This is a genomic window from Pseudomonas sp. AP19, from assembly GCF_001728855.1.
Classification (GTDB): Bacteria; Pseudomonadota; Gammaproteobacteria; order Pseudomonadales; family Pseudomonadaceae; genus Aquipseudomonas; species Aquipseudomonas fluorescens.
This window is the reverse complement of sequence record NZ_LXJP01000003.1, coordinates 143,894-169,427: the sequence shown is the minus strand read 5'-3', so window position 1 is coordinate 169,427 and position 25,534 is coordinate 143,894. Positions and strand designations below refer to the sequence as shown.

The window sequence follows — 25,534 nt, the reverse complement described above, 5'->3', positions numbered from 1 at the left end:
TGTCGGAGCTTTCCCAATGTCTCGTCGCCTTCCTCCGCTTTATGCCCTGCGGGCCTTTGAAGCCGCCTCCCGGCATAACTCGTTCACCCGTGCGGCGCTGGAACTGTCGATCACGCAAAGTGCGGTCAGCCGACATATCCGTACGCTCGAAGAGCATTTCGCCTGCCGCCTGTTCCAGCGCAGCGGCCGGAACCTGCAACTCACCGAAGCAGCGCGCCTGCTGCTGCCCGGTGTACGTGAGGGTTTTGCTGCGTTGGAGCGGGCCTGCCACACCCTGAATGCCGAAGACGACATCCTGCGCATGAAAGCGCCGTCCACCTTGACCATGCGCTGGCTGCTGGCGCGGCTCAGCCGCTTTCGCGCGTTGCAGCCCGGCAATGAAGTGCAACTCACGAGTGCGTGGATGAGCGTGGATGAAGTGGACTTCAACCAGGAACCGTTCGATTGCGCAGTCCTGTTGAGCTATGGGCATTTCCCGGCGGACTGGGAGGCCTGTTACCTGTTCCCTGAATTGCTGATCCCGGTGGGCGCCCCCAACCTGCTGACCGATGGGCCATGGGATGTTCATCGTTTGGCGTGTGCGGAGTTGCTGCACCCTACGCCCGACCGCCGCGACTGGCGCAACTGGCTGGAGCGCATGGGGCTGTCGTCCCAGGTGTCGCTCAAGGGTGGGCAGGTATTCGACACGCTTGAACTGGGCATGATTGCAGCGGCGCGAGGCTACGGGGTGTCCATGGGCGATCTACTGATGGTGGCCGAAGACGTCGCCCAAGGGCGATTGAGCCTGCCGTGGCCGACCGCCGTGGCCAGTGGGGAGAATTACTACCTGGTGTGGCCGAAAACCCGTCCCGGTGGTGAGCGTCTGCGCCGTTTGGCGGAGTTCCTCCAAGGGGAAGTCAACGCCATGGCGTTGCCCCAGGTGGAACGTCTGGACTGAAGCGCTACCCACCGTGCGTACAATCGTTTGCGCGATCCCCCTGTGAAGCGCTCAAGTATTGCCCGTGCCCGCCGAAGTAGGGGTGTTGGAACCTTCGTGCACCAACGTTTCCCCACTAGATAATTTGCCGAGCAGCGCTATGAGATCAGGATGATCCTGGCCTCGGCCAGGAGCTGTCATGTCTCAACCTCGCGCTCGGATTGCCTCCCAGTTAGGCCTCGCCTTGGCCGTAATCTTGGCTGTCGTCATCAGCGGCAGCACTGTTTTCGCCTTGCGTTCCCTCGATTCCGCCAACCTTGAAACGCGCGAGGAACACCTGGCCAGCGAGGCGCGCTTGCTCGCCGACCAGCTCAACACCTTCCACAGCACCTTGCGCGAGAGTACCCAGCGTTTGAGCGGGCTGTTTGAAAAGCGCTTCGGCGCCGGGTTGAGTGTGCGTGGCGAGCAGCCGGTAGCCGTGGCCGGCGTACAAACCCCGAGCCTGTTCCTGGGCAGCGACCTGTTGAACAACGATTTCGGCGAGGTCGACGAATTCAAGGACACGTCCGGCGGCGTGGCCACGGTATTTGTGCGCAGCGGCGAAGACTTTATCCGTATCAGCACATCCCTGACCAAACAGGATGGCAGCCGCGCCATCGGTACGGCCCTGGACCACCAGCATCCGGCCTATCAGCGCCTGCTGGCAGGGCAGAGTTATGTCGGCCGGGCGGTGTTGTTCGACCGCTCCTACATGACCCAGTACACGCCGGTGCGGGATGCGGCCGGCAAAGTGATCGCCGTGCTGTTCGTCGGCTTCGACTACACCGACGCCCAGAAGGCCCAGTTCGACAACCTTAAGCGCTTCCGGATCGGCCAGACAGGCTCCCTGGCCCTGTTGGATGAACAGAAGCACTGGCTGGTGCCACCCGCAGGTGTGCAGGCGCTGGACCAGGCAATCCCGGTGATGCTCGACCTGGCCAAGACGCCCGGTAAAGGTCTCTTCTGGAGTGACAAAAACGAAGATTTCTACAGCGTCTCGGTGCCGTTCGACGGCGGCCCGTGGGCGGTGGTGGCAAGTATGCCGAAGTCAGAAATTCGCGCGGTGACCTGGGCGGTGGGGATTCGCCTGGTCATTGGCAGTGTGCTGGCCATGTTGCTCGCTGTGGGCGCTGCGGTCTGGCTGCTGCGCAGTAAGTTGCAGCCCCTGAGCGACCTGGTGCGCCAGGCCGAAGCCCTTGGCGCGGGTGATTTGAGTGCGCGCCTCAATGTGTCCAGCCATGACGAAATCGGCCAACTGGCCCGCAGCTTCAACCAGATGGGCGAAGCGCTGTCGACCATGGTTTCGCATATCCGCAAGGCGTCCGAAGAGGTCAACAGCCGAGCCCAGGCGTTGTCTGGGTTGTCTGGCGGTGCGTATGAAGGCATGGAGCAGCAGTCCGGCGAAATCACCAGCATGGCCGGCGCAGTGGAGGAGTTCAGCGCGACTTCGCTGAACATCGCCGACAACATGGGCAACACCGAGCGACTGGCTCAGGAAAACGCCCAGCAGACGCGTATCGGCCGCACCTCGATGCAGGAGGCGTCGTCGTCTTTGGAGCATATCGCTGAGGCGCTGAACAGCACGGCCACGGTCATCAATACCCTCGGCCAGCGTTCCCAGGAAATTGGCGGGATCGTCGGCGTCATCACCTCGATCGCCGAGCAAACCAACCTGCTGGCGCTCAACGCCGCCATCGAAGCCGCGCGTGCCGGTGAGCAAGGTCGAGGTTTTGCCGTGGTTGCCGACGAGGTGCGTAACCTCGCTTCGCGCACGCGTCAGGCCACCGACGAAATCTCCGGGATGATCCAAAGCATCCAGCAAGAAACCGGCAACGCCATCAGCACCATGGAGCACGGCAACGTATTGATGCAGGAAGGCTTGTCGCGCAATGCTGACGTGGCGTCGGCCCTGGCGCGGATCGACGAGCAAAGCCGCTCGGCGGGCCAGCAGTTTGCCGCGATCACCACCGCGACCCAGGAGCAGAGCAGCACGGCAAATGTGCTCAGCAGCAACCTGCAAAGCATTGCGCTGGCCAACAGCGAGCAGCGTGAAGTGGTGTCGAACCTGGCCATTACCGCCAAGGAACTGGAAACCCTGGCGGCCGGCTTGCGGCACGAGGTGGATCGGTTTCGTTGAGACCTAGCGGTCGCCGAGGCCCGGGTCCACACGCTTGCCGATATCCTTGAGGCGCGCGAGCTGATCGACCATCCCTGGTGCCTCGTCCAGGCTACTGACGAAGGTCCACAGGTAAGTCATGACCGCGTACACGTGGCCGGCTTTGACCGCAGGCGACAGGGCCAACTGGCTGATCGCGACGACAAACAGCAGGGCGGCGAGCGTACCGATAAACAGGAACGCGGCCGCCTCGCGGTCTGACAGCCAGATCCGCAGGCGCGACAGCACGTGATAGTGGCGCTGCAAGGTTTGCACGCCGACCTTTTCCACCAAACCGATTTCCTTCTCCAGACGGTCATTCAAGCGCTCATGCAGCTGCTGATTGCGTCGGGCGAAGCGTGGCAGCAAAGTGGTGCACAACAGCAGTGCGCCCAGGCACGCCAGGCCGATCCACGGCTCGATCACCAGCAACATCACCGCCGCACCGACGATGGAGACCAGCGCCGTCGCGATGATCGGCACGTGTTTTTCGAAGAAGTCGACGAAATCCCGTGCCAATACCACCCGCGCCGCCGCCCTTGAAGTGCTGTGGTTTTGCAGGCGCTGATTGAGGATGACCGGCACGGCGAGGTCAGCGTAGATCCGCGTGAAGGTGCGGGTGTCCAACGCGCGTCGCGCCGCCCCGACCACCCAAAACATCAAGACCACGGCGGCGTAAAACAACGCACTGTCGGCATCGCCACGGATGATCGAGTCCACCGCGAACCCGGCAAACAGCGGGTAGGCCAGCAATAGCGCGTTCTCCAGCGCAACCAGCGACAGCGTGCAGAACAGTTTGCCAGGGTACGCCCGCGCAATTGCCTTGAGGGTTTGGCTGGCGGACTGTTGGCCAATTTTCTTGCTTTCTTCGATCAGAATTTGCGGAGTGACGGATGACATAGGTGCACCAATGGGGTGATAGACGCTATTATTGAGCGACTGCTCAAGTATCCTTGAGCGATCGCTCAAAAAGCAAGCGCCACTCATCCATCGGCGCCCGAAGGAATTGCCCATGTCGCGTATTGACCGTAAAGACCAGATCATCGCCGCTGCCCTGGAGCTGTTTCGCAGCAAGGGTTTTGCCGATGTGTCCACCCGCGACCTGGCCGAGCATGCCGGCCTGTCCCGCAGCCACGTCTACCACTACTTCAGCGATTGGAATGAGTTGCGCCGCGAAGCGTTTGTGCGTTTTGCCAATGAACAACTGGATGAAGTCCGCGCCCCGTTGGTGGGCGTGCCGCCGCTAGAGGCGCTGGTCGGGTTCTTGCGCGATTGCCTGCCGTGCACCGCCGACGCCGGCTGGGCGCTGTGGCTGGATGCATGGGACGAGGCGATGCATGACCCGCAGATGGCCCAGGCCTATCTGGTGATCAATGCTCAATGGCAAGGCATGCTCGCTGAGGTGATCGAGCAAGGAGTCGCTGAAGGTGTTTTCCGCTGTAATTCACCCCAACGCGCTGCCCGGCAGATCTTTGCCTTGGCAATGGGGTATGCCGATGACCTGATGCTCAAACCGTCCACCGAGTCGGCAGACGCGGTGCTGGGTGAGGTGATGGAAGTGGCGAGGCTGCTATTGGATTTCCCCTCGGCGCACTAGCCAGCGACCACCGGCCGGTATTGCAGCGCTTCTGCCAGATGATGGCGGGTGATGTTCTCTACTTGCTCAAGGTCGGCCAGGGTCCGCGCCACTTTGAGCAACCGATGGGCCGCGCGCAGGGACAAGGTCAGCCGTTCGCAGGCGCTTTCCAGCCAGCTTTCGTCGGCTTTCGCCAGCCCGCAGTGCTTGCGCAGCCCTGGCAGATCCAGAAAGGCATTGGCGCAGCCTTGACGTCGTTGCTGGCGCTCGCGTGCCTCGGCGACCTCTGCCGACGCCTTCGCCGTGTTATCGCCGTCCTGTTGGGTTGGGTTCAGCGCGGTGGTTTCCCGCGCGACAGTGACGTGCAAGTCGATGCGGTCCAGCAATGGCCCGGAGAGTTTGTTGCGATAGCGCTGGATCTGCTCCGGCGTGCAGCGGCAACGCCCGCTGGGGTCTCCCAGATAGCCGCAAGGGCAGGGGTTCATGGCTGCCACCAATTGAAAGCGCGCGGGGAAACTCACCCTGTCCCGCGCCCGGGAAATCACGATATGCCCAGACTCCAGCGGCTCGCGCAGCACCTCCAGCACCTTGCGATCAAACTCCGGCAACTCATCCAGAAACAGCACGCCATGGTGGGCGAGGGTAATTTCCCCAGGTTGCGGCTTTGAACCACCGCCCACCAGTGCCGGCGCGGAAGCCGAGTGGTGTGGCTGGCGAAACGGGCGGTGCGGCCAATGGCTCAGGGGCGCCGGGCTGACCACCGATTGAATCGCCGCCACTTCCAGGGCTTCCTGTTCACTCAACGGCGGTAGCAGCCCAGGCAGTCGACTGGCGAGCAAGGTCTTGCCGGTGCCGGGTGGCCCGCTGAACAGGATTTAGATTACCATTGGACCCATTAGACCTTTTACAGAAAAAGAGTCCCAAAATGCCCAAAATCTGGCCATATATTCGTTTTAGTAGCGAAGAACAAAAAAGAGGTGACAGCTTACGCCGTCAGAAGGAGCTGATAGCTCGGTTTGCAGCTCGACCTGAGATAGTCGCTGAGGGCGCTCAGATAGACGAGAGCCTGAATCTAAATGACCTCGGTGTTTCGGGATATACAGGAAAAAACCTGCTAAAAGGTCGTTTTAAAGCATTTTTAGACGCGGTAGATAGTGAAGTAGTCAAGGCGGGAGACTATCTTGCTGTAGAGGCATTAAATCGCATTACACGCTTAAACCCTCTTGAAAGTCTTCCAATCATACTAAGACTTGTTCAAGAAAAGGACGTGCGAATAGCCATAACTTCTAGCTCTCAAATCTATCGGAGAGGCGACGATATTAGCGCGCTCTATATCGCTATTGGGGAGTTACAGCGCGGTTACAAAGAGTCTCAAGAAAAAGGTATGAGGGTAAAAGAAGCTTGGAATAGTAAAAAAAGACGTGCAGCAGATTTTGGAGAGATCGCAACATCTAGAGTCCCATTGTGGTTGTCAGTTGACTCTATCAAGTTAGGGAGTGGTGACATCAAGAGGGTGATAAAGGAAATAGATTCCCGTGTGGCTGTGGTCAAAGAAATATTCCGTCTGTCAGATAGCAATATTGGAGCAGTTGCTACAGCCCGAATTTTAACAGAGCGGGGTGTGCCTACATTCACAAGAGAAAACGCCAGAAAAAATAGTAACTATGGCGACTTTTGGCAAGTGACGTATGTTAGAAAGATACTTTCAAATAGAGCTGTCCTAGGGAATTACCAACCTATGCAGTGGTTGGAAGTTGGCGGGAAGCGTACCAGAGTAAATCATGGCCGCGAGATAGAAGGTTATTTTCCTCAGATAATCACACGAGAACTTTTTGATCGTGTTCAGATAAAGAAGGATGCTCGGAAGATTGAGGGGCAGGGAAACAAAGGGTTGAGATTTAGTAATCTCTTCACAAAAATAGCCTTTTGCTCTGCATGTGGGGCTGTTGCTCATCACGTTAACAAGGGGAAAGACACAAAAAAAGGGGGCAGATATCTAGTTTGTTACAGAGCTAAGTATGGTTCCTGCACGTATAAATCATGGAAGTATGAAAAAGTTGAAGCTATGATTCTCAGCTATCTTGCAGAAGCGGATATCAAAAGCATAATGCGTGATGAGGACAAAGTCGAGCTTCTCGTAAATGAGCGGTATAAAGTTGAAAGTGAACAAGTAGCTATTGGCGAAATGCTCGATAATTTCAAACGTGACTTTAAAGAACTGAAGGGGCGAGTTTCTAATGTTGAAAGGGAACTAGCAATCGAAAATGAAGCAAGGCTTGCGGATATTAAGTCTCAGTTGCACGCTTTGGACGCTCGTATTCTAGAGGCTATCGAGCAGCAAAAGGCGGATTTGAAAAATGAGGTCAGGGCTCTGCAAGAGTTGGATGGTGTGGCTGATGAAAATAAGGTGTTCGAAATAAGGTCTAAGATAAATGCAAGGCTGAAACTAATAGTCGAAAGCATAATTTTAAACTTTGATTTGCAGGTTGCTGAAGTGAGATTCAAGAGCGGCATTGTAAGGCATGTTCATGAGCGCGGAGTTTTTGCAAATATATTACCGCCAGCGACAACTGAGCAAAGTGCGGAAGACATGAGGGAGATTGAAGAGTGGGCTAGTTTGAGCAATGAAGAGAAAAAAGCTAAATGGGCCAATGACGAATTTAAAATCGTTCCCTTGAAGATATAGGACTTTCCAAATTTGGTATCAGTTGATACTGTGCGACATCTTGAAAAGATTAAAACATATGATAGGATTAAATTAGGTAGATTAAAAATTTGAATTTTTATCAACCCGTTGATGAAATTCTCACACTTTCCTGCGGAAAGACGCTTCGCTTGAGAGTATTTCACGGGTTCCTGCCGGAACGGCAGAAGCAAAAGAAAGATAACAAACCATGAGGACTTAATGAATGATATAAAAAATACTACCATGCTATGGAAACGAATGAATTACTCTGCCCAGCGAGGTAAAGTAAAAAATACCCCCGGCCTATCTCAGTTGAAAAGCTCACTTGACCATAGCTTACGCTTAGTCATGAAGAAGGAACTTGAATTTAATTTAGACTTGTCTGATCGGAACTTCATTCTTCAAAATAACAAGATGGTTAGGCTTGACAGTTTGACGCTTGAACATAGGCAAGCAATTGTCGATGAGATAATGAAATCGGTTCAGAGTGATATAGAAACCCACCAAGATGTGTCAAAGCTCAAAGACGACCGCTCCAAATATGCCTACAAGCTCAAAAAACTGTTAATCAAGGAGGATGAGCCGGAAGCAATAAAAATACTTATAAAACGCATTCTGGAAGACCAGAACGGTGCGTTATTACCTTCTCTGATTGATGAAGTCGATTCTATAGGTGTTAGGCGCGCAAACGACAAGAAAAATGCAATAGGTCGGTATATAGAACTACACAACAAGATCGTTGCGGCAGACAATAACTCATTGCACAAAAGCAAAACTGTGGTTCAGGAATGTTTTTTTAAATTCCCAGCCAGAAACAATATTGGCGAAGTAAAGCCTGTTGATTACCTTCGTATAATTTACGACTTTCACAAGAAATACCTGTCGGATTACGAGATAAAAGCTTGCGTTTTTCATGGTGATGAAGTGTCTAGTTTAGAGCAGATCAATAATGGTGTGCACCCTCATATATTCATATCAGGTAAGAATTCGAAGACTGGTCAATATGATCTAGTGCAGGCCCAGCTTGATTTAGTAAATAGATACCTTAAAGGCAAAGGTGAGCCTGCCAGAGCGAACAATTCATTCAAAGCATCACAGACAATAGGTGAGTCTTATCAGCGGCTTGTTTATGAGTACGTAAATAAAAGACTAACCAATTTTGGCTATGGAATAGAAGCATCTATACATGAGAAGACAGACGCTCATAAGAAAAAGCTTGAGGCAATAGCAGAAGATGCTCATAAGGCAAAAATAATGAGGGACTTCAATCTATTGAGTATGTCAAAGAGCGAGTTGGCAAAAGCGGAGCAGCAAAAGAATATTCTAACAACACAACGAGATCAACTCCGTAAGGATATAGCCTCTGATGATCGACTAAGGTTGAGACTTGTGAGAAAAAACAAACGGCTAGCAGAAGAAACCAACCTGATTATTTTAAACAACTTAGCGCTTGAGAAAGAGTCCAATGATGCCAAAGCCGCCATTGAGGCTTTAAATAATCAGAAACGTATACTGGAGAGCCAAAATAACTCTCTACTAGAAAATATTCAAGCGAATGGAAAGGCTCTAGCTGACCAAGTTTGGGCGGTAGAAAAATCTATTGCTCTACTGGCTCATACAGCTAGTGAGCAGCTAGATATGAAGCGCGTATTTGCAGAGTTCAAGAGTAAAAATTTTAGAATGCTCTGTTCCCTATCTCCGAGTGACAGGGTTTATTATATGTATAACATGCGTGAGCGTTTAGAACGGGAGCATCTTGATATTTCGAAAGACAAAATACACACTAAAACCGATAGGTTTAAGCTACATATTTTGGACGCTTGCAATAGCTTCAAGAAACTAGTACCCAAAAGAAAATCCAAAGAAAGGCTTCCAGAAATATAATTCTTATGCGCCTAGTTATAATAAAGTTAGATGAAGATATATAAGTATAGAATGTAGAACAGCCCGCTTTTCAAAAGTGGGCATATATAATTTGAAGTTAACGGTTGGCTTTTTTTCTTGAGAATTCTGATTCTGCATTGACTCTCTTCATGAACTCATCCTTAGAGGATTTACTTATTTTATATGTGCCATGACCTGTGTATCCTACAGGGTAGTAAAGCTCAGCGTTATCGCCCGCCCCAATGACCTTGACGCAAATAGCTTTGTCTGGCAGGTTAGTTACAGTAAAACCCGTTGTATATTTAAAATTATCGCAAACTTTTTCCAGCACTTCAGACCTCGCTGGAATTGCCCTTTGCATTGCATAAGTGAAATACTCTTTATCGCCATAAAGCTCCTTTTTCTTCTCAATAATGAACCAGCATTTCTTGTTTATGTTTTCCTTTTCGCAGCCATCGTACACCCAAAAACCTGCAAATCGGCCAAAGTCGAGGTTGACGTCGGCTTGTGTAACTTCTGCCCTTGCGCCAGCAGAAAAAATTGAAAAACTAATTGCTACCCACATAATCATTTTATTCATGGTTTCTGCCTCTAGCTTGTTGACGTATTTTTCAGAACTTACCAGTTTGTATTTTTTCGCATATTTTTGAGTTTTTCATCGCTTCTTTTCATGAATTCTTCCTTGGATGATTTGCTGATTTTGTAAGTACCGTGCCCGGTGTATCCAACCGGGTAATACAGCTCCGCTTGATTGCCCGCTCCAATGACTTTAATGCAAATGGCCTTGTCTGGTAGATTGGTAACAGTAAAGCCTGTCGTATATTTAAAATCGCCGCACATTTTTTCCAACACTTCAGCCTTTGCAGGAATGGCTTTTTGCATTGCAAAGGAAAAATATTCCTTATTGCCATAAAGCTCTTTTTTCTTTTCAATAATGAACCAGCATTTGCCGCTGATATCTTTTTTTTCACAGCCTTCGTACACCCAAAAACCCGCAAACCTGCCGAAATCTAGATTGATATCAGCTTGCGTCGTTTCAGCTTCTGCTACGGTAGCGAACAATAAGCTGCTCAGAATCATAGAGCTGGTCATCGCTTTCATCAGGCCCGCCTTTTAAATGATCGAATCTGGATTAATATTCTTTTTTTGAATGGTTGGGGTGCCTGCGATTATTTGAGCCTCATATAAAGGACTAATAGAAGAATCGCTATAGTGCTCACCAAGAACAATATCTTTCGGAACGTCTTTGGTATCCGCTGTACAAGTATCTCAAGTAATAGAATAGGGATGAATAGAGAAGCAACCCCAATAAACCGCCACCATTGATAGTTATAGCCTAGCACGCACAATGCTAAGAGCCAGATCGTACCTAGCGTGTAAGTGATAAACGATATATCGTTCTCATCTAGCAGGTCGGCAGCGTTCCACGGGTTAGAAATTTTTCCGTACCGCTTTTTTCGTTCAGCTAATCGCAGGTTCGCAGCAAATGCCTCTGCATAAGTGTCGTGTAAATAACCGTCGCTACTTATATATTTTCCATTGACCACGGGAGGAATATTTGACACTGGAGATTATCTCTATCGTTGATCCAGTTTCCGCACTGTAGGCGGGCTATCCGCTGCCGGGTTGCGTTAACACGCTACCCACGCGAGAGAATAACCAATACCTGCGCCTGCGGTATTTGGCTGCGAGGGACCCTCGATCCCTTTGATAATTCACTATACTAAAAATGTCTATAAATGAGCAATAGCTATACGGAATATGATCTTCTTGACGTGGCCCTAAGGTGCAAGTATCTGATTTTTATCAGGCTTTGCTATGACTCAAACAGCCGTAAAGGCGCTTGGAAAGCGTATCAAAGCTCTTCGCTTGGATAGGAAGCAGACTCAGGCCGGTCTCGCAGAGGCCCTAGGTTGCGAACCTATGACCGTTAGCCGTTATGAGCGGGGAAGCTATGCGCCTAGCATTGAAGCACTAGAGCAAATCGCAGAGGCGCTAGGGTGTACGGTGGAGGCATTTTTCGCTTCGCCTCCTTCACCTGCTGTAATGCAAGGACACGACGATCTTCGTCATGCGCTCTGCGATATTGCATACCACACCTCTGATGCAGCGGTCCTCAAAGAAATTGTAGAGAGTGCTCGCACAATTTTGTCACGTAGTAGTTAACCCCTCTATTCGCTTGCTCCGGTACTATCTGAGAGTTTTTTTGATCAATTCTCCACTGGCCGGAACTCTTCCGTCTGACTTTCTCACACATTTCGCACAGTAAAATTTGACATGTCCGATTTATGTGCAATATTTATAAGTAATAAGGTCTAAGTTGATTACTTGGATTTGCAAGGATGTAAATTTTCTTTGCTGGTGACGTATCTGGTTGTGACTAGTTGGTACGAATCTTATTAAAAAACAGCTGACAAACGGGGGTTCTTTCTTACTCAGCGACTCGCAGGCCACGTGAAAACGTGTTGGACAGAGTGAAAGACAGTAGCAAATCATACTGTAAGTGTCCAAAGTTATAGCGTAGATTTAACGACTATGACGATAGCAAATGCTATCCAAGGCCTACCCTAGAGCTTGAGTAAAGTTTTTTTGCTTGAGGTCTGGGGTAGGCAAACTATGGATAGCATCCCTCTGGGAGCTGACGCAGTCAGCTTTGTAGAAAGCTTTTAAAAGCAGTTATTCACTATAAGATATAGTATATAACTAAGATGAAAAAATTCTCTGGTCAAAACCTCTCTACAAGATATCCTGTCTTCTCGAACTTTATGCTTTTCTACCTACGCCGACCGAAAAATGTTGTGGAATTATTTGTAATCTGAATCTTTGGTTATCGTTTCGTATGAGTTCAATACGAGTATTGACCCTATACTAGCCAGTTCTAAAGCGTTTTTCTTTTCGGTAATACGAAAGTGGGTCTAAGGAAAAATCCTGCCTATATGGGCCAAAAATAGCACCGATAACAGATATCTTACCTAGTGGCTCTAACAGACTTGGTTTTTCTAGATTGATAAAAAGTGACAATCTGCTCGTTTTGGTCTAGCTTTGTAACAGCTTATGTGCTTTGTCTTGTTTTTTTAGCCGATTAATTTGGGGGTGATATGAGTAATCAGGCCTTGGACTTGCTTATCGAATGTGAGCTGCTCAAAGCGAATGGTAATGTCATAGATATTTCAAAGGTTAGCAGTGAAGAGCTAAGTAGGCGATTTTCACACTACGTTAATGCTAGGCAACACGCACTTAACTCTGAAATTGATAAGTATTCACCGGGCTCTAAATTGAGCGCCCAATTTAGTACTTGGTCTTCAAAGTTCTCAAAGGGAAATACTTTATCATCGTTACTGGTATACGATAAAGTTGTTTTGAATGATCCATTAGTTTCTTCCGCAGATAATATAAGCATCGAAAAACTATCCCAAGGCCTAGAGTTTTTCAGTTGGCTTCATCCTTTAATTAGAAATGATCTGGTTTCTGTATATCCCATTGATTTTTATGATAAGCCGAGTAATAGCGTTCCTCTGTGGAGTTCTGAGGACGCATTTAGATCCTCAATTAGTCCCGAAATTCACGATTTCGCTCACAGTCATGCGATTCTTAAGTCTGTAATACCAGATGATCGCGGAGGAATGTTAATCCTTAAGGAGAATGCACATGTTAAGCGTCGGACGGCATTGCATGTTGGTTTCAAGGATGACGTCTTGTATTCAGGCGTTGGGCTGTTTCTCCACCAAACTATGGAAAATGTTCGAAAAGGTGAAGGTAATACACTGTTATATGACCAAACTTGGGATCGAAACGCAGTGTTAGCCGAAGAAAATTTTCAGCGCTGGGCTTATCAAGCAACAAACCAAGCTATCATAGCTAGATTGAAGGCAATATATAATCAGACTACGTTAGCCCATAGCCTAGGCCACACTTATATCACTGAGTCTAGTTTTGAATCGACTTTACTTTCTTTGTCCAACTCTAAAAGTGCAGAGGTCATTTCTCCCTGTGTAAGATTTTTCAATGTTAATGAGCAGTTTGTTAGCATCGAATCACCCAACACAATAATAGAACTTCGAGACAAATATTCGCACGCTTTTGATAGGTTCAACGGATCGTTGATCTCAGTCAGTCAGGAATTGAACGGGGTGAGCCCTGAACAGTTTGATCGCAAATGCCAAGCTCTTTTCCACAGTGAGGTTATGCCTCAGGTTGATCAGGTTCGCAGTGCGATAGGGCAGATCAGTTCGGGGTTAGCTAAGGGAACATTAGCTTCATTTTGTGGGATAGGACTTGCGATAAGCACTGGCTCTGTCGCGCCACTTATGACTTCGTTGCTCCTGTCGGCCGCCGCCGGAGCCGTGGAGGCTATTCCTGCTGTACGCGAATATCAACTTATGAAAACTCGGCCTGCATACGTATGGCATCGACTTATAAGGTAGTGGTTAGAATATTAATCTTTCTTGTCGATGCCTAGCAATGGCTTGGCATTTTGGTTGTGGTCAAAAGCCACGGGCGTGTAGTTAGTAATGTACGGCATAATGTTTTGGCAATTTGAAATGAAATGGTTTGCCATGCCCGCGTTTTGAGTCAAAGAGTGCATTTGCATGCCGAACCAGTTGTTGTTGTAATTTTGTTGCGTGGCTGCACTGTTATTGTTGGCATTTATATTGAAGTTCGTATTGTTTGTGTGCTCGGTCGACTGTCGCTGCGCTTCAATTTCAGCGAGCTTAATGCTTTTTTCTGTATTCTCTTTCTGAAGTTCTATGTCGCACTTCATCTTCAGAGCGATCAGATCTGCATGCTTAATGATAAGCTCAATGTTATCAGGATGCTTTAAGATAGCTTTTTCAAGAAACTCAATGCGTTTGATAAATTCTTCGTCGCTCATGATGGTCCTCGCCTCGGCATGCCCCGGTTACCTGAAATAGATCATAGCTAAGATGAAAAAATTCCAAGCGAAAATTTATAAAAGTCTTTGCTTGTTCGAAATGTTGTCGTATGCGCCATCTATTTTGTAGCTGTTTATAATCTCCGTATAGTTCGAAGGAGATTTCAAGGCCTCTTCAAGTAAACCTTTTTTTGATAGAGATACGTAAAGCGCTGCTGAATATGCTTGGCAGTTAATAGAGCGCTCGTGATTGAATTCTATATCCGTAAAGCAGTCATGTTGAAGTATACTGCTCGCAATAGTCTCGTTGTTGCTAAGGGCGTTTATATACAGCCAGTCATAAAATAGCGTCTTCGGTTCAAGAGGCCAGATTTTTTGATAAAACCTAAATTCCCTAAGACGGCCGCTAGTTTTTAAGCGCTCGTCTTTTTTGGCTTCTCTGGACGTTTTATCCAAGATGTCAACAAATGGGCCGCCATGTTCGAAAACTTTACTTGCTTGAAATGCACATTCGACACTAAACTTTCTATTATACTTTTTTGTTTCAATCATTAAATTGAATGCGCTAGCATTTACACCTTCTTCAGTGAGCGACTTGGAGGATATTTCTAATATATTGTCAATATTAAGTGTTTTTGAGATATTTTGGTGCAAAGAAGTGATGCTTCTTTGCTTTTGTGCAACTGAAAACCCCGGAAACCAGTTAAAAGTTATAAAGGTGGTTTTGACGAGATATTCGGAATTCGTCACTGGTATAAATACGGGTCTTTCAGCCATAGTCACCTCTGATAGAAATACTGTGCTCGAATTTTCCATGGAAACTGAGGAAAAGCTCCAGCCATTGCCTGTAGTGCAACCAAATTTTTGATCTTGTTTTGAGAAGTAAAGTTCAAATCAATAATGTAGTTTGGCGGTATTATACCAGAAACCATGACTTCCGCCTGCACGTCAGTAGTGTCGTAACTATTCAGTTGTAATTGTTGCCTCATCTCCTCGCCCGCGAATAATTTTTCGAGCGCTACGGCACCTCGTAACTCGTTATCAGGTGTGTCTTTTATGTATCTCGTAGCAGCGTTTGTCTCAGTGAATAAGCAGTCGAGTTCCCATAGAATGTTTGGGCTTAACCTAATTACAGCCCAATCATCTGCCGGATAGTTTAACCTCATAGGGTAAAACATTTTGTAATTTGGAGAAGTAATAGACAGACAAGTCCTGTCTTCACGGTCATCAAATCGATGGTCGTCATTATGTAAAAACTGAATGCGGTTGTTTTGCAGTGTGGAACGTGGAATTATCCCGTTCGTAAGAATACTAGTTAGGTTAGATACTCGGGTAAAATGAATTAAGTGTTCTATTTTACGTCTTCGAGCCACTTGCTGAACCATAAAACTTTCCTTGTTGTATAAGTGTGTCCAAGTTTCGACCAGCTTCGGAAACGAGTTTCCTCGGTCTCAACCTAATCCCGGCGAAAAGGAATGTCCATAGGCCACTACTATGGTCTTAGGAAAAATGGGTCCAATGCTAGCTTTAAAGAAGCAGGTTATGCGCGCCCGCCGCCGCGATCAGCAGCGCGCGTTTGGCCGCCAGCTGCCCTTGCACCTCACTCAAATCCGGATAGGGTTTGTTCAGGTACAGCAGCCCGTCGGACTTGTAGGGCTCAATCGGTACTTGCCCGTTCAGGTGCGCCACCACCTGCAGCAAGTGATCTACCGCAATCACCTTCAACCCCGACGCCAGGCACGCTTCCTCGGCATTGGCCCGAGACACTATCACGGTGCGCCCGGCCTTGCGTGCTGCCAGCGCCGCCGGCAACACGCCTTTTACTGCGCGCACCTCACCCGACAGCGCCAGCTCCCCCAGGCATTCCACGTCGTCCAGCATCAACGCCGGCACCTGCACGCTGGCTGCGAGAATCCCCAGGGCAATCGCCAAATCAAAACGCCCGCCGTCCTTGGGCAGGTCGGCAGGCGCGAGGTTGAGGGTGATGCGGCGGGCGGGGTATTGCAGCGCTGAGTTAAGGATGGCGCTGCGCACGCGGTCCTTGCTTTCCTTGACGGCAGTTTCCGGCAGGCCTACCAGCGTCAGGGAGGGCAGGCCGTTGGCCATATGTACTTCAACGCTGACGGCAGGGGCTTCGACGCCAATCTGGGCGCGGCTGTGGACGATAGCGAGGGACATGCTCGTTCCTTGAAAGAGAGGGCCGCTTCCTGCGGTTTTTCAAGGGTAGACGAGGGGGTGGAGAGCGAGGCGGGGGAGGTTTTACAGAACGTATCCGAGGTGCAGCGAAAAAGCCCATGTGGGAGCAGGCTTGCTCCCACCGTTGACTGAGTTGTGACCGTTACTCGGCAGTGGGTGCGAGCCGCGCTTCCAACTCCGCCACCTTCGCCTCCAGGCTCTCCAGCCGCGCACGGGTGCGGGTCAGCACGACCATCTGGCTGTCAAACTCTTCCCGGCTCACCAGGTCGAGCTTGCTGAAGCCGCTTTGCAGCAACGCTTTGAACTGGCTTTCGATTTCGTTGCGGGGCAACGGGGTGTCGCCGCTGAACAAGCGAGAGGCGTGGCCGCTCAGGGCGTCGAGGAGGTCTTTGGGCGCGAGCATGGGAAATATTCCGGAAAACTGTTGGCGGGCAGTGTATCACGCAGCGTCTATAGTCTTTTCACGGTCGCAGACGCACGCTTTTCGCGCAGGGGGCCGGGCGGCTATGCACTGTTTTTGTGCGCATTGGCGTCGCGATAAAGCCCCGCAGGTGGGCATAAGTGGGCAACGGACTGATTTCAGTGGTTTTTACGGAGCTGGCAAGCTTTCTGCTTAGACGATCATGACCCATGCACTGATGCAGTCGCTGTGACGAATGCAGTGCGCCGACGGATCAGGGGTACAGGTTTCGTCACCAGTGGTTCGCTGGCGTCGCAACGGCAAATGCCGAGGCGACGACGCGTTACAAAGCCAGGCACTGCGCTTAGACTTGAGACGGGTTTGTTTTCCTGGGGCAAGTCCACCAATTCGGGAGAGAGTTTTCATGAAGCTAGTCACTGCCATCATCAAGCCGTTCAAGTTGGACGATGTACGCGAGTCGTTGTCCGAGATCGGCGTGCAGGGCATTACCGTTACTGAGGTCAAAGGCTTCGGTCGGCAGAAGGGTCACACCGAGCTGTATCGCGGCGCGGAATACGTGGTCGATTTTCTGCCGAAGGTGAAGATTGATGTCGCCATTGACGACAAGGATCTTGACCGGGTTATCGAGGCGATAACCAAGGCGGCCAACACCGGCAAGATCGGTGACGGCAAGATCTTCGTGGTCAATCTGGAACAGGCTATTCGCATCCGTACCGGCGAAACCGATACCGACGCAATCTAAGCCGCCAAACCCCCAACGCCCCAGGAGAAAACAATATGACTCTGCGTAAATTCGCAGGGCTAGGAGCCCTGTTGTCCCTCGCAATGCCGGCCTTGGCATTGGCGGCGGACCCAGCCCCTGCTCCAGTCCTCAATTCCGGCGACACGGCGTGGATGCTCACATCCACCGCGCTGGTGCTGTTCATGACCATTCCAGGCCTGGCGCTGTTCTACGGCGGCATGGTTCGTTCCAAAAACATTCTTTCCGTGATGATGCAGTGCTTCGCCATCACCGGTCTGATCACCATTTTGTGGTTCGTTTACGGCTACAGCATGGCGTTCGACACTACGGGTGTGGAAGCCGGCGTCGTCAACCTCAACTCGTTCGTGGGCGGCCTGTCCAAACTGTTCCTGTCGGGTGTGACTCCGGCGAGCATCACCGGCCCTGCGGCGCTGTTCCCTGAGGCGGTGTTCGTCACCTTCCAGATGACGTTCGCGATCATTACACCTGCGCTGATCGTCGGTGCTTTCGCTGAGCGTATGAAGTTCTCCGCGATGCTGATTTTCATGGGCGTCTGGTTCACCCTGGTCTACGCACCAATCGCCCACATGGTGTGGGGCGGTCCGGGTTCGTTGCTGGGCGACTGGGGCGTGCTGGACTTCGCGGGCGGCACCGTGGTGCATATCAACGCCGGTGTGGCTGGCCTGGTGGCGTGCCTGGTACTCGGCAAGCGTAAAGGCTTCCCGACCACCCCAATGGCACCTCACAACCTCGGGTATACCCTGGTGGGTGCGGCCATGTTGTGGGTTGGCTGGTTCGGCTTCAACGCCGGTTCCGCTGCTGCGGCCAACGGCACTGCCGGTATGGCGATGCTGGTCACCCAGATTGCTACCGCTGCGGCGGCGCTGGGCTGGATGTTCGCCGAGTGGGTCACCCACGGTAAGCCAAGCGCACTGGGCATTGCCTCGGGCGTGGTCGCCGGCCTGGTTGCAATCACCCCGGCTGCCGGCACCGTGGGCCCGATGGGCGCTCTGGTTATCGGCCTGGCGGCAGGCGTGGTGTGCTTCTTCTGCGCAACTACCCTGAAACGCAAGCTGGGCTACGACGACTCCCTGGACGCCTTCGGCGTGCACGGTATCGGCGGTATCCTCGGCGCGATCCTGACCGGCGTATTCGCAGCCCCTTCCCTGGGCGGCTTCAACGCGGCGACCACTGACATCGCGGCGCAAGTCTGGATCCAGTGCAAAGGCGTCGGCTTCACCGTGATCTACACGGCCATCGTGACCTTCATCATCCTCAAGGTGCTGGATGCGGTCATGGGCCTGCGGGTCACCGACGAAGAAGAGGCTGTCGGCCTCGATCTGGCGCAACACAACGAACGCGGCTACAACTTGTAAGTACGCGAAAAAAAGATGCCCGGCTTGCCGGGCATTTTTTTGTCTGGTGTTTGTCAGTGATAGGACGCTGTACCGGTTTTTGCACAGAGTTTGTGATGGGGCGCACACAGTACTTTTCACCGTGCAAAAGTCTTACATGCATGTAGGCGTATTCGGCACTTTGTTTTTTTCCTGAGCGCGCTAGAATGCGCGCCGATGGGCGGAGAACTGTATGTGGCAACAGACCCTGATTACCCTGCGGGCCAAGCCCCGGGGCTTTCACCTGGTAACGGATGAATTGCTTGCCGGCTTGCCTGAATTGAAGGCTTGTCGCGTAGGCCTGTTGCATCTGTGGCTGCAGCACACCTCGGCCTCGTTGACGATCAACGAGAATGCCGACCCGGCGGTTCGCCGTGACTTCGAACGTTTTTTCAACTCGCTGGTGCCGCAAGGGCGTGCAGGGTTCGAACACAACGACGAAGGTCCGGATGATCTGCCGGCGCACTTCAAGGCCAGTCTCCTGGGCTGCCAGCTGAGTTTGCCGGTCAAGGCCGGCCGCTTGGCAATGGGGACCTGGCAAGGTGTTTATCTGGGCGAGCACCGTGATCATGGCGGTGCTCGTAAAGTCCTCGCCACCTTGCACGGTGATGGGGCATAAGCCACTGGTTATCCGGTGGATGTTGATTTTTTCCGGCGAACTCGACAGCGAGTGAGGCTGGGCTATAACTAATCTGCTTTTCGCAAGTCATGAGGTAGAACATGAGCGACGATGATCTGGAAAACGACGACCTTGAAGTAGGTGACGACGACGAGACCGAAGAAGGTCTTGAAGCGGCAGCTGAAGACGTTACTGACGACGACGGTGGCGATGATGCACCTGCCCCGGCGGCCAAAGGCAAAGCCAAGGCAGCGGTTTCGGTAGACGAACTGCCAAGCGTTGAAGCCAAGAACAAAGAGCGCGATGCGCTGGCCCGTGCGATGGAAGAATTCCTCGCAAAAGGCGGCAAAGTGCAGGAAGTCGAGGCGAACGTGGTGGCAGATCCACCGAAAAAACCGGATAACAAGTACGGCAGTCGACCTATTTGAGGTCAGTCACCTGCTTGTAAGAAAAAGCCCGCCGTCGCTGCGGGCTTTTTCATGCCTGTAATCAATCCTGCAGGTCACCACAGAACAAAAGGGCTGCCGCTATGGCATTACTGCCAACTGCGAAGCAACGGCGGCAACTCGTTTAAGCTACGAATTTCCGCGTCCGGCAGCTTATCCGCTTCCCACGCCTTGCCCGTCGGGTTAAACCACACCGCCCGAAGCCCTGCCTGCTGCGCCCCGGCGATGTCATCGCCAGGGTGATCGCCAATATGCACCGCCTGACTGGCACTCACCCCACCGCGTTGCAAGGCTTCCTGAAACAGGCGCGCATCAGGCTTTGCGATACCGATATCTTCGGCGCGCAGGGCAAAGTGAAAGTAGTCGGCCAGGCCCACACGCTGCACATCGGCATTGCCGTTGGTGATAACCCCGAGCAGGAAGTGCTCGCGCAGGGCTTGCAACATCGGTTCAGCTTCGGGAAACACCGTGAGCTGGTGGCGTGCGTGAATGAACGCTTCAAAGCACACATCAGCCATCTGCGTGGCTTCTGGCTGTGGATAACCGGCCTCTTCAAAGGCGTGCATCAGCACCCGATGGCGCAACACGCTGATCCGATATTTGAGTTCAGGATGGCGCTCCAGTACCTGCTGGCGAAGGCTCGCGAAGTGCTCGAGAGGTAAATCGCCGACCTTGGAAGCATGGGTCGCCAGCCATTCACGCATCGACGCTTCGGCGCTGATGATGACGGGTACGTTGTCCCAGAGCGTGTCGTCCAGGTCGAAGGTGATCAGCTTGATACTCATGAGTCGCCGCCCTTGATGCGTTTGGCCCGTGGATGGGCACTGTCATACACCGTCGCCAGGTGTTGGAAGTCGAGGTGGGTGTAGATCTGCGTGGTCTTGATGTCGGAGTGGCCGAGCAGTTCCTGCACGGCGCGCAGGTCCTGGGACGACTCCAGCATATGGCTGGCAAAGGAATGCCGCAGCATGTGTGGGTGCAGGTTCTGCCCCAGCTCACGCTCGCCGGCGGCCTTGACCCGCAATTGAATCGCGCGTGGCCCCAGGCGGCGGCCTTGTTGGCTGACAAACACCGCATCGTCCGCCGGGTTGGTCAAAAGGCGCAGCGGTAGCCACAATTGCAAGGCTTCACGGGCCTTCCTGCCCACCGGCAGTACGCGGGTTTTGCTGCCCTTGCCGAGCACCTGCACCAGGCCGTCCGCCAGGTCCAGCTGATCGAGGTTCAGGCCGGTCAGCTCCGACAGGCGCAGGCCAGAGGAATAGAACAGCTCCAGGATCGCCTGATCGCGGTGGGCGAGGAAGTCATCCTCCACCGCGCCATCGAGCAATTGCAGGGCGCGGTCGGTGTCCAGGGTCTTGGGCAGGCGTCGCTCGCCCTTGGGCGGGGCCAGGCCATTGGCCGGATCGTGGTCGCACAGGCCTTCGCGGTTGAGGTAATGATAGAGGCCGCGCACCGCCGACAGCAGACGGGACAGGCTGCGCGAGGATTGGCCTTGCTGGTGCAGGCGCGCAATCAGGCTGCGCAGGCTCTGGATATCCAGGGCCTTCCAGCTGGCGATCTGTTGCTTTTCGCAGTACGCCAGGACCTTGTTCAAGTCCCGTCGATAGGCTTCCAGGGTATGGGGCGACACCTGGCGCTCGTTGCGCAGGTGAGCGCAGTAAGCGTCCAGTTGCCTGTCCATGGCTAGCGCACCGCGCGCAAGGCAGTGGTAAAGCGCGGCAGGACCCGGCCCAGCACTTCAGCGATATAGGTCAAAAACAGCGTGCCCACCGAGCTTTTGTAGTGATGAGGGTCACGACTGGCGATGGCCAATACGCCATGCAGGCCTTGATGGCTGAGGGCAACCACAGCGGTCGAGCCGATCTGCTTGCGCTGTTCAGCGCCAAACAAAAAGTCCAGCTCATGCTCGCGCAGGGTGCCGCTGATGGTCTTGCCTTCGGAGAGCAGGCCGCCGATTGCCGTCTGTGCTTCGCCGCCGCTGACCCAGCGACCCACCGGCATCGGGTTGTCGCTGAACAGAATCAGGCTCACAAACGGCACCTGGAAGTCCTGGCGCAGGCTGTCTTCCACGGCAATGACCGTTTCTTCGAGGCTGGTGGCATCCATCAGGGTAAGAATCAGGCGACGGGTCTTGTCGAAAAGACGGTCGTTGTCGCGGGCCACGTCCATCAGGTGCGAGAGCTTGTGGCGCATTTCGATGTTGCGCTCGCGCAGGATCTTCATCTGGCGCTCCACCAGCGAGACGGTGTCGCCGCGCTGGTGGGGGATGCGCAGGGCGGGCAGCAGTTCTTCGTGTTCGACGAAGAAGTCCGGGTTAGCCTCAAGGTACGCCGCGACAGCAGCGGCCTCCAGACTTTCGCTCGGGGACGTTTCGGCGGGTACTTGAGGCTTATCGGTCATTAGCTTGGCTCACTCATAGACGGACCTGTCCTTCGTATACGCGCGAGGCCGGCCCGGTCATCATCACCGGGTGGCCAGGGCCTGCCCATTCGATGGACAAGCGTCCGCCGGGCAGGTCGATCAGCAGCGGCGAATCCATCCACCCCTGGCTGATCGCGGCGACGGCGGCGGCGCAAGCACCGGTGCCGCACGCTTGGGTTTCACCGGCGCCGCGTTCCCATACACGCAGTTGCGCGCGGGAACGGTCGATCACCTGCAGAAAGCCCACATTGACCCGTGCCGGAAAGCGCGGGTGATGTTCGATCTTTGGCCCCAGCTCATGCACGGGGGCGTTATTGATGTCGTTGACCCGCAGGACGGCGTGGGGGTTGCCCATGGACACGGCTGCCAGGTCGACAATCTTGCCATCGACATCCACTGCATAACGGGTGGCCTGCTCGGTGGCCAGGAACGGAATATCCGCCGGCACCAGGCGTGGTTCGCCCATGTTGACGCTGATTTGGCCGTCGCTGCGAATATCCAGCTCGATCACACCGCTCTTGGTCTCGACGCGAATCTGCCGCTTGGCGGTCAGGCGTTTGTCCAGCACAAAGCGCGCGAAGCAGCGCGCGCCGTTGCCGCACTGTTCCACTTCGGAACCGTCGGAGTTGAAGATCCGGTAACGGAAATCCACTTCCGGGTTGCTCGGCGCCTCAACGATCAGCAATTGGTCGAAGCCGATGCCGGTGTGACGGTCGCCCCATTGTTTAGCGTGCTTGGGCAGGATGTGCGCGTGCTGGCTGACCAGGTCGAGAACCATGAAATCATTGCCCAGCCCGTGCATCTTGGTAAAACGCAGCAGCATGGCTTACTCCGGCAGCAGGCTTTCGCCAGCATACAACTCGGCTACCGTCTCGCGGCGACGCACTTCAAACGCTTGATCACCGTCCACCAGCACCTCGGCGGCACGCCCGCGAGTGTTGTAGTTGGAACTCATGACAAACCCGTAGGCACCGGCCGAATGCACAGCCAGCAGGTCGCCTTCTTCCAGGGCCAGTTGACGATCCTTGGCCAGGAAGTCGCCGGTCTCGCAGATCGGGCCGACGATGTCGTAGTTGCGACCTTCGCCAGTACGTGGCTTGACCGCAGTCACATCCATCCAGGCCTGATAGAGCGCCGGGCGAATAAGGTCGTTCATCGCCGCATCGACGATGGCGAAATCCTTGTACTCGGTGTGCTTGAGGTATTCGACCTGGGTCAGCAGGACGCTGGCATTGGCGACGATATGACGGCCCGGCTCGAACATCAGGGTCAGGCCGCGGCCTTCGGTGCGCTCGCGCACGGCCTGGATGTAGTCGGCAATCAGCGGCGGCTCTTCATCGCGATAACGCACGCCCACACCACCACCGAGGTCGATGTGTTGCAGGTAGATGCCGCACTCGCCAAGGCGCTCGCTCAGCGCCAGCAGGCGGTCGAGGGCGTCCAGGAACGGAGGCAGGGTGGTCAGCTGCGAGCCGATATGGCAGTCGACGCCCAGCACTTCCAGGTTCGGCAATTGCGCGGCACGGATGTACACGTCCTCGGCGTCGGCAATGGCGATGCCGAACTTGTTCTCTTTGAGACCGGTGGAAATGTACGGGTGGGTGCCGGCATCGACGTCCGGGTTGACGCGCAGGGAGATCGGCGCGCGAACGCCCATCTCGGCCGCGACGACCTGCAGGCGCTCCAACTCGTCGGTGGACTCAACGTTGAAGCAATGCACGCCGACTTCAAGGGCGCGGCGCATGTCTTCGCGGCTCTTGCCGACGCCGGAGAACACGATTTTTTCAGGCTTGCCGCCGGCAGCCAGCACACGTTCCAGCTCGCCACGGGAGACGATGTCGAAACCAGCGCCCAAGCGCGCCAGGACATTCAATACGCCCAGGTTGGAGTTGGCCTTGACCGCGTAGCACACCATGTGTGGAACGCCGTTAAGAGCGTCGGTGAAAGAACGGTACTGGGCTTCGATGTGCGCACGGGAATACACATAGGTCGGGGTGCCAAAGCGCTCGGCAATCGCGGACAGCGCCACGCCTTCCGCGAACAGCTCGCCGTCCCGGTAGTTAAAAGCGTCCATGAGTTTCCCTTAATAGATGTTGTGCTTGTGCGCTTTGGATTGCGACGTTTGCGCTTGGTCATTGGGGTCTTTGCTGTCATCGGGCAGGTACAGCGGACCTTTTTGACCACAGGCACTAACGAGGCAAGCGACCGCGACGAGCGCAGCAAGGGAAGAGATCAGGCGCTTCATGGCGAAATCCTTGAATATGCATTAATTGCGCCCGAGTATACCGACCACCCGCCAGCTTGCCTATGCGCCGGAATACCCGTCCGGCGGGGGTTTGCCGAGATAGTTGGGAAGCAGGCTACGCTGGTCGAGGATATTTCATACTGTCATCGGTAATGAACTCGGTATCCTTTGCAATCAGCGGGGCTCGCCCGTATCGTGCGGCGCTTGAGCAAAACCAGACACTTTTGAGGTTGCCACAATGAGTTTGACCGAAGCCCGTTTTCACGACCTGGTGGATTCGACCCAGCAGACGCTGGAAGATATTTTCGACGACAGCGGCCTGGATGTGGACCTGGAAAACTCGGCCGGCGTGCTGACCGTCAAGTTTGAGAACGGCACTCAACTGATCTTCAGTCGCCAGGAACCGCTGCGTCAGTTGTGGCTGGCAGCCCGTTCGGGTGGTTTTCACTTCGACTTCAACGAAGAAGACAACAACTGGCAGTGCGATACCAGTGATGAGCTGCTCAGCGAAATGCTCGCGCGCCTCACGCAGGAGCAGGCCGGCGTCGAGCTGAGCTTCGATGAGCTGAACCCCGACGAGAATTGATTGTGACCCAGCCTGCACCTGTACGCCCGCCAAAGCCGTTGTTCAGCAATGTCAGCCCGGCGGTGCCGTCACCTTGTATCAGTTTGTGTCGTCTGGACGAGCAAAAAGTCTGCCTCGGCTGCTTCCGCCATGTGGAAGACATCCGTGAATGGCGCTCTGCCGACGACGCCCGGCGCCGCCTGATCTGTGCCGAGGCCGAGCAGCGCAGGGCGCGCGCTTGAGGCCGCCTTGTTTATTTGTGACGCTGTGGTAGTGTCCGGGTACACCTCAAATCATCGAGGTCCGTGAGAACCCCGCCTTTTCCTGGCGGGGTTTTGCTTTTTTGTGCAGAAAAA

Annotated in this window: 26 protein-coding genes and 2 pseudogenes; 13 read left to right on the top strand and 15 right to left on the bottom strand. The window is 53.3% G+C overall.

Features of this window, described 5'->3' with window-relative positions; translation table 11 throughout:
• Positions 1-16 precede the first annotated feature (16 nt).
• A complete protein-coding gene (locus A7D21_RS04610; protein WP_053258641.1) occupies positions 17-937 on the top strand; it encodes a LysR substrate-binding domain-containing protein in 921 nt (306 codons plus the stop codon).
• Positions 938-1,115: 178 nt separating this feature from the next.
• Positions 1,116-3,092 (top strand): methyl-accepting chemotaxis protein, encoded by a 1,977-nt coding sequence (locus A7D21_RS04605; protein WP_053258640.1) that lies wholly within the window; start codon positions 1,116-1,118, stop codon positions 3,090-3,092.
• Between the two features lie 3 nt (positions 3,093-3,095).
• Here the strand turns inward: A7D21_RS04605 and A7D21_RS04600 are convergent, their stop codons facing one another.
• Positions 3,096-4,010 carry an ABC transporter six-transmembrane domain-containing protein gene (locus tag A7D21_RS04600; protein WP_169875525.1) on the bottom strand — a complete coding sequence of 305 codons (915 nt, stop codon included), beginning with the start codon at positions 4,008-4,010 and terminating at the stop codon, positions 3,096-3,098.
• Between the two features lie 112 nt (positions 4,011-4,122).
• On the opposite strand from A7D21_RS04600, the gene A7D21_RS04595 reads away from it, so the two are divergent.
• A complete protein-coding gene (locus A7D21_RS04595; protein ID WP_069551153.1) occupies positions 4,123-4,707 on the top strand; it encodes a TetR/AcrR family transcriptional regulator in 585 nt (194 codons plus the stop codon).
• Here the strand turns inward: A7D21_RS04595 and A7D21_RS04590 are convergent.
• Positions 4,704-5,561: pseudogene (locus tag A7D21_RS04590) on the bottom strand (YifB family Mg chelatase-like AAA ATPase); the annotation flags it as partial. The gene A7D21_RS04595 and the pseudogene A7D21_RS04590 sit on opposite strands and share 4 nt — an antisense overlap.
• Before the next feature lie 50 nt (positions 5,562-5,611).
• Between A7D21_RS04590 and A7D21_RS04585 the strand changes: the two are divergent.
• Entirely contained in the window at positions 5,612-7,372 is a 1,761-nt protein-coding gene (locus A7D21_RS04585) for a recombinase family protein (protein ID WP_069551152.1), read from the top strand.
• A 219-nt stretch (positions 7,373-7,591) separates the two neighbouring features.
• Entirely contained in the window at positions 7,592-9,256 is a 1,665-nt protein-coding gene (locus A7D21_RS04580) for a hypothetical protein (protein WP_069551151.1), read from the top strand.
• A gap of 97 nt (positions 9,257-9,353) precedes the next feature.
• Here A7D21_RS04580 and A7D21_RS04575 read toward each other — a convergent pair whose 3' ends face one another.
• Together A7D21_RS04575 and A7D21_RS04570 are read right to left on the bottom strand one after the other, a co-directional pair.
• Positions 9,354-9,836, bottom strand: a complete 483-nt coding sequence (locus A7D21_RS04575; protein WP_069551150.1) for a hypothetical protein — start codon at positions 9,834-9,836, stop codon at positions 9,354-9,356.
• A gap of 38 nt (positions 9,837-9,874) precedes the next feature.
• Positions 9,875-10,357, bottom strand: coding sequence for a hypothetical protein (locus A7D21_RS04570; RefSeq protein ID WP_069551149.1), 483 nt, complete (start codon positions 10,355-10,357; stop codon positions 9,875-9,877).
• A 717-nt stretch (positions 10,358-11,074) separates the two neighbouring features.
• Between A7D21_RS04570 and A7D21_RS36555 the strand changes: the two genes are divergently transcribed.
• Positions 11,075-11,422, top strand: coding sequence for a helix-turn-helix transcriptional regulator (locus A7D21_RS36555; RefSeq protein ID WP_080377339.1), 348 nt, complete (start codon positions 11,075-11,077; stop codon positions 11,420-11,422).
• Between the two features lie 932 nt (positions 11,423-12,354).
• Positions 12,355-13,680, top strand: a complete 1,326-nt coding sequence (locus A7D21_RS35130) for a hypothetical protein (RefSeq protein ID WP_141718196.1) — start codon at positions 12,355-12,357, stop codon at positions 13,678-13,680.
• Between the two features lie 11 nt (positions 13,681-13,691).
• On the opposite strand, the gene A7D21_RS04560 is transcribed toward A7D21_RS35130, so the two are convergent.
• From A7D21_RS04560 to A7D21_RS04540, 5 genes and pseudogenes are all read right to left on the bottom strand, one after another.
• Positions 13,692-14,129, bottom strand: a complete 438-nt coding sequence (locus A7D21_RS04560; RefSeq protein WP_069551147.1) for a hypothetical protein — start codon at positions 14,127-14,129, stop codon at positions 13,692-13,694.
• A 75-nt stretch (positions 14,130-14,204) separates the two neighbouring features.
• A complete protein-coding gene (locus A7D21_RS04555; RefSeq protein WP_069551146.1) occupies positions 14,205-14,906 on the bottom strand; it encodes a hypothetical protein in 702 nt (233 codons plus the stop codon).
• 2 nt (positions 14,907-14,908) lie between these two features.
• On the bottom strand, positions 14,909-15,514 hold the full coding sequence (locus A7D21_RS04550) for a DarT ssDNA thymidine ADP-ribosyltransferase family protein (RefSeq protein WP_083272157.1): 606 nt from the start codon (positions 15,512-15,514) through the stop codon (positions 14,909-14,911).
• 145 nt (positions 15,515-15,659) lie between these two features.
• Positions 15,660-16,307 (bottom strand): annotated as a pseudogene (locus tag A7D21_RS04545) (magnesium chelatase domain-containing protein); the annotation flags it as partial.
• A gap of 160 nt (positions 16,308-16,467) precedes the next feature.
• Positions 16,468-16,728 (bottom strand): accessory factor UbiK family protein, encoded by a 261-nt coding sequence (locus A7D21_RS04540; protein ID WP_069551144.1) that lies wholly within the window; start codon positions 16,726-16,728, stop codon positions 16,468-16,470.
• Positions 16,729-17,149: 421 nt separating this feature from the next.
• On the opposite strand from A7D21_RS04540, the gene glnK reads away from it, so the two are divergent.
• From glnK to sutA, 4 genes are all read left to right on the top strand, one after another.
• The gene (gene glnK / locus A7D21_RS04535) at positions 17,150-17,488 is read left to right on the top strand and encodes a P-II family nitrogen regulator (RefSeq protein WP_002555808.1); all 339 of its coding nucleotides are present in this window, start codon (positions 17,150-17,152) and stop codon (positions 17,486-17,488) included.
• Positions 17,489-17,523: 35 nt separating this feature from the next.
• The gene (locus A7D21_RS04530) at positions 17,524-18,864 is read left to right on the top strand and encodes an ammonium transporter (protein ID WP_069551143.1); all 1,341 of its coding nucleotides are present in this window, start codon (positions 17,524-17,526) and stop codon (positions 18,862-18,864) included.
• Positions 18,865-19,075: 211 nt separating this feature from the next.
• The gene (locus A7D21_RS04525; protein WP_017845176.1) at positions 19,076-19,501 is read left to right on the top strand and encodes a secondary thiamine-phosphate synthase enzyme YjbQ; all 426 of its coding nucleotides are present in this window, start codon (positions 19,076-19,078) and stop codon (positions 19,499-19,501) included.
• Positions 19,502-19,602: 101 nt separating this feature from the next.
• Complete coding sequence (gene sutA, locus A7D21_RS04520) at positions 19,603-19,929, top strand: transcriptional regulator SutA (protein WP_053258634.1); 327 nt, start codon at positions 19,603-19,605, stop codon at positions 19,927-19,929.
• Positions 19,930-20,036: 107 nt separating this feature from the next.
• Here sutA and A7D21_RS04515 read toward each other — a convergent pair whose 3' ends face one another.
• Genes A7D21_RS04515 through A7D21_RS34165 form a run of 6 tightly spaced genes read right to left on the bottom strand, consistent with a single transcriptional unit; the run spans position 20,037 to position 24,613 of the window.
• On the bottom strand, positions 20,037-20,732 hold the full coding sequence (locus A7D21_RS04515) for an HAD family hydrolase (protein WP_069551142.1): 696 nt from the start codon (positions 20,730-20,732) through the stop codon (positions 20,037-20,039).
• Positions 20,729-21,628 carry a tyrosine recombinase XerC gene (xerC, locus tag A7D21_RS04510; protein ID WP_053258632.1) on the bottom strand — a complete coding sequence of 300 codons (900 nt, stop codon included), beginning with the start codon at positions 21,626-21,628 and terminating at the stop codon, positions 20,729-20,731. Before xerC ends, A7D21_RS04515 begins: the two co-directional genes overlap by 4 nt.
• A 2-nt stretch (positions 21,629-21,630) precedes the next feature.
• A complete protein-coding gene (locus tag A7D21_RS04505) occupies positions 21,631-22,347 on the bottom strand; it encodes a DUF484 family protein (protein WP_053258631.1) in 717 nt (238 codons plus the stop codon).
• A gap of 13 nt (positions 22,348-22,360) precedes the next feature.
• Positions 22,361-23,191: a diaminopimelate epimerase gene (gene dapF / locus A7D21_RS04500; RefSeq protein WP_053258630.1), complete on the bottom strand. Its 831-nt coding sequence runs from the start codon at positions 23,189-23,191 to the stop codon at positions 22,361-22,363.
• Between the two features lie 3 nt (positions 23,192-23,194).
• Positions 23,195-24,442: a diaminopimelate decarboxylase gene (lysA, locus tag A7D21_RS04495; protein ID WP_053258629.1), complete on the bottom strand. Its 1,248-nt coding sequence runs from the start codon at positions 24,440-24,442 to the stop codon at positions 23,195-23,197.
• 9 nt (positions 24,443-24,451) lie between these two features.
• On the bottom strand, positions 24,452-24,613 hold the full coding sequence (locus A7D21_RS34165) for a lipoprotein (protein ID WP_083272156.1): 162 nt from the start codon (positions 24,611-24,613) through the stop codon (positions 24,452-24,454).
• Positions 24,614-24,851: 238 nt separating this feature from the next.
• Here A7D21_RS34165 and cyaY point away from each other — a divergent pair, with 238 nt between their 5' ends.
• Positions 24,852-25,199: an iron donor protein CyaY gene (gene cyaY / locus A7D21_RS04490; RefSeq protein ID WP_053258628.1), complete on the top strand. Its 348-nt coding sequence runs from the start codon at positions 24,852-24,854 to the stop codon at positions 25,197-25,199.
• A 2-nt stretch (positions 25,200-25,201) separates the two neighbouring features.
• Positions 25,202-25,420, top strand: coding sequence for a DUF1289 domain-containing protein (locus tag A7D21_RS34155; RefSeq protein WP_010207446.1), 219 nt, complete (start codon positions 25,202-25,204; stop codon positions 25,418-25,420).
• Positions 25,421-25,534 lie beyond the last annotated feature (114 nt).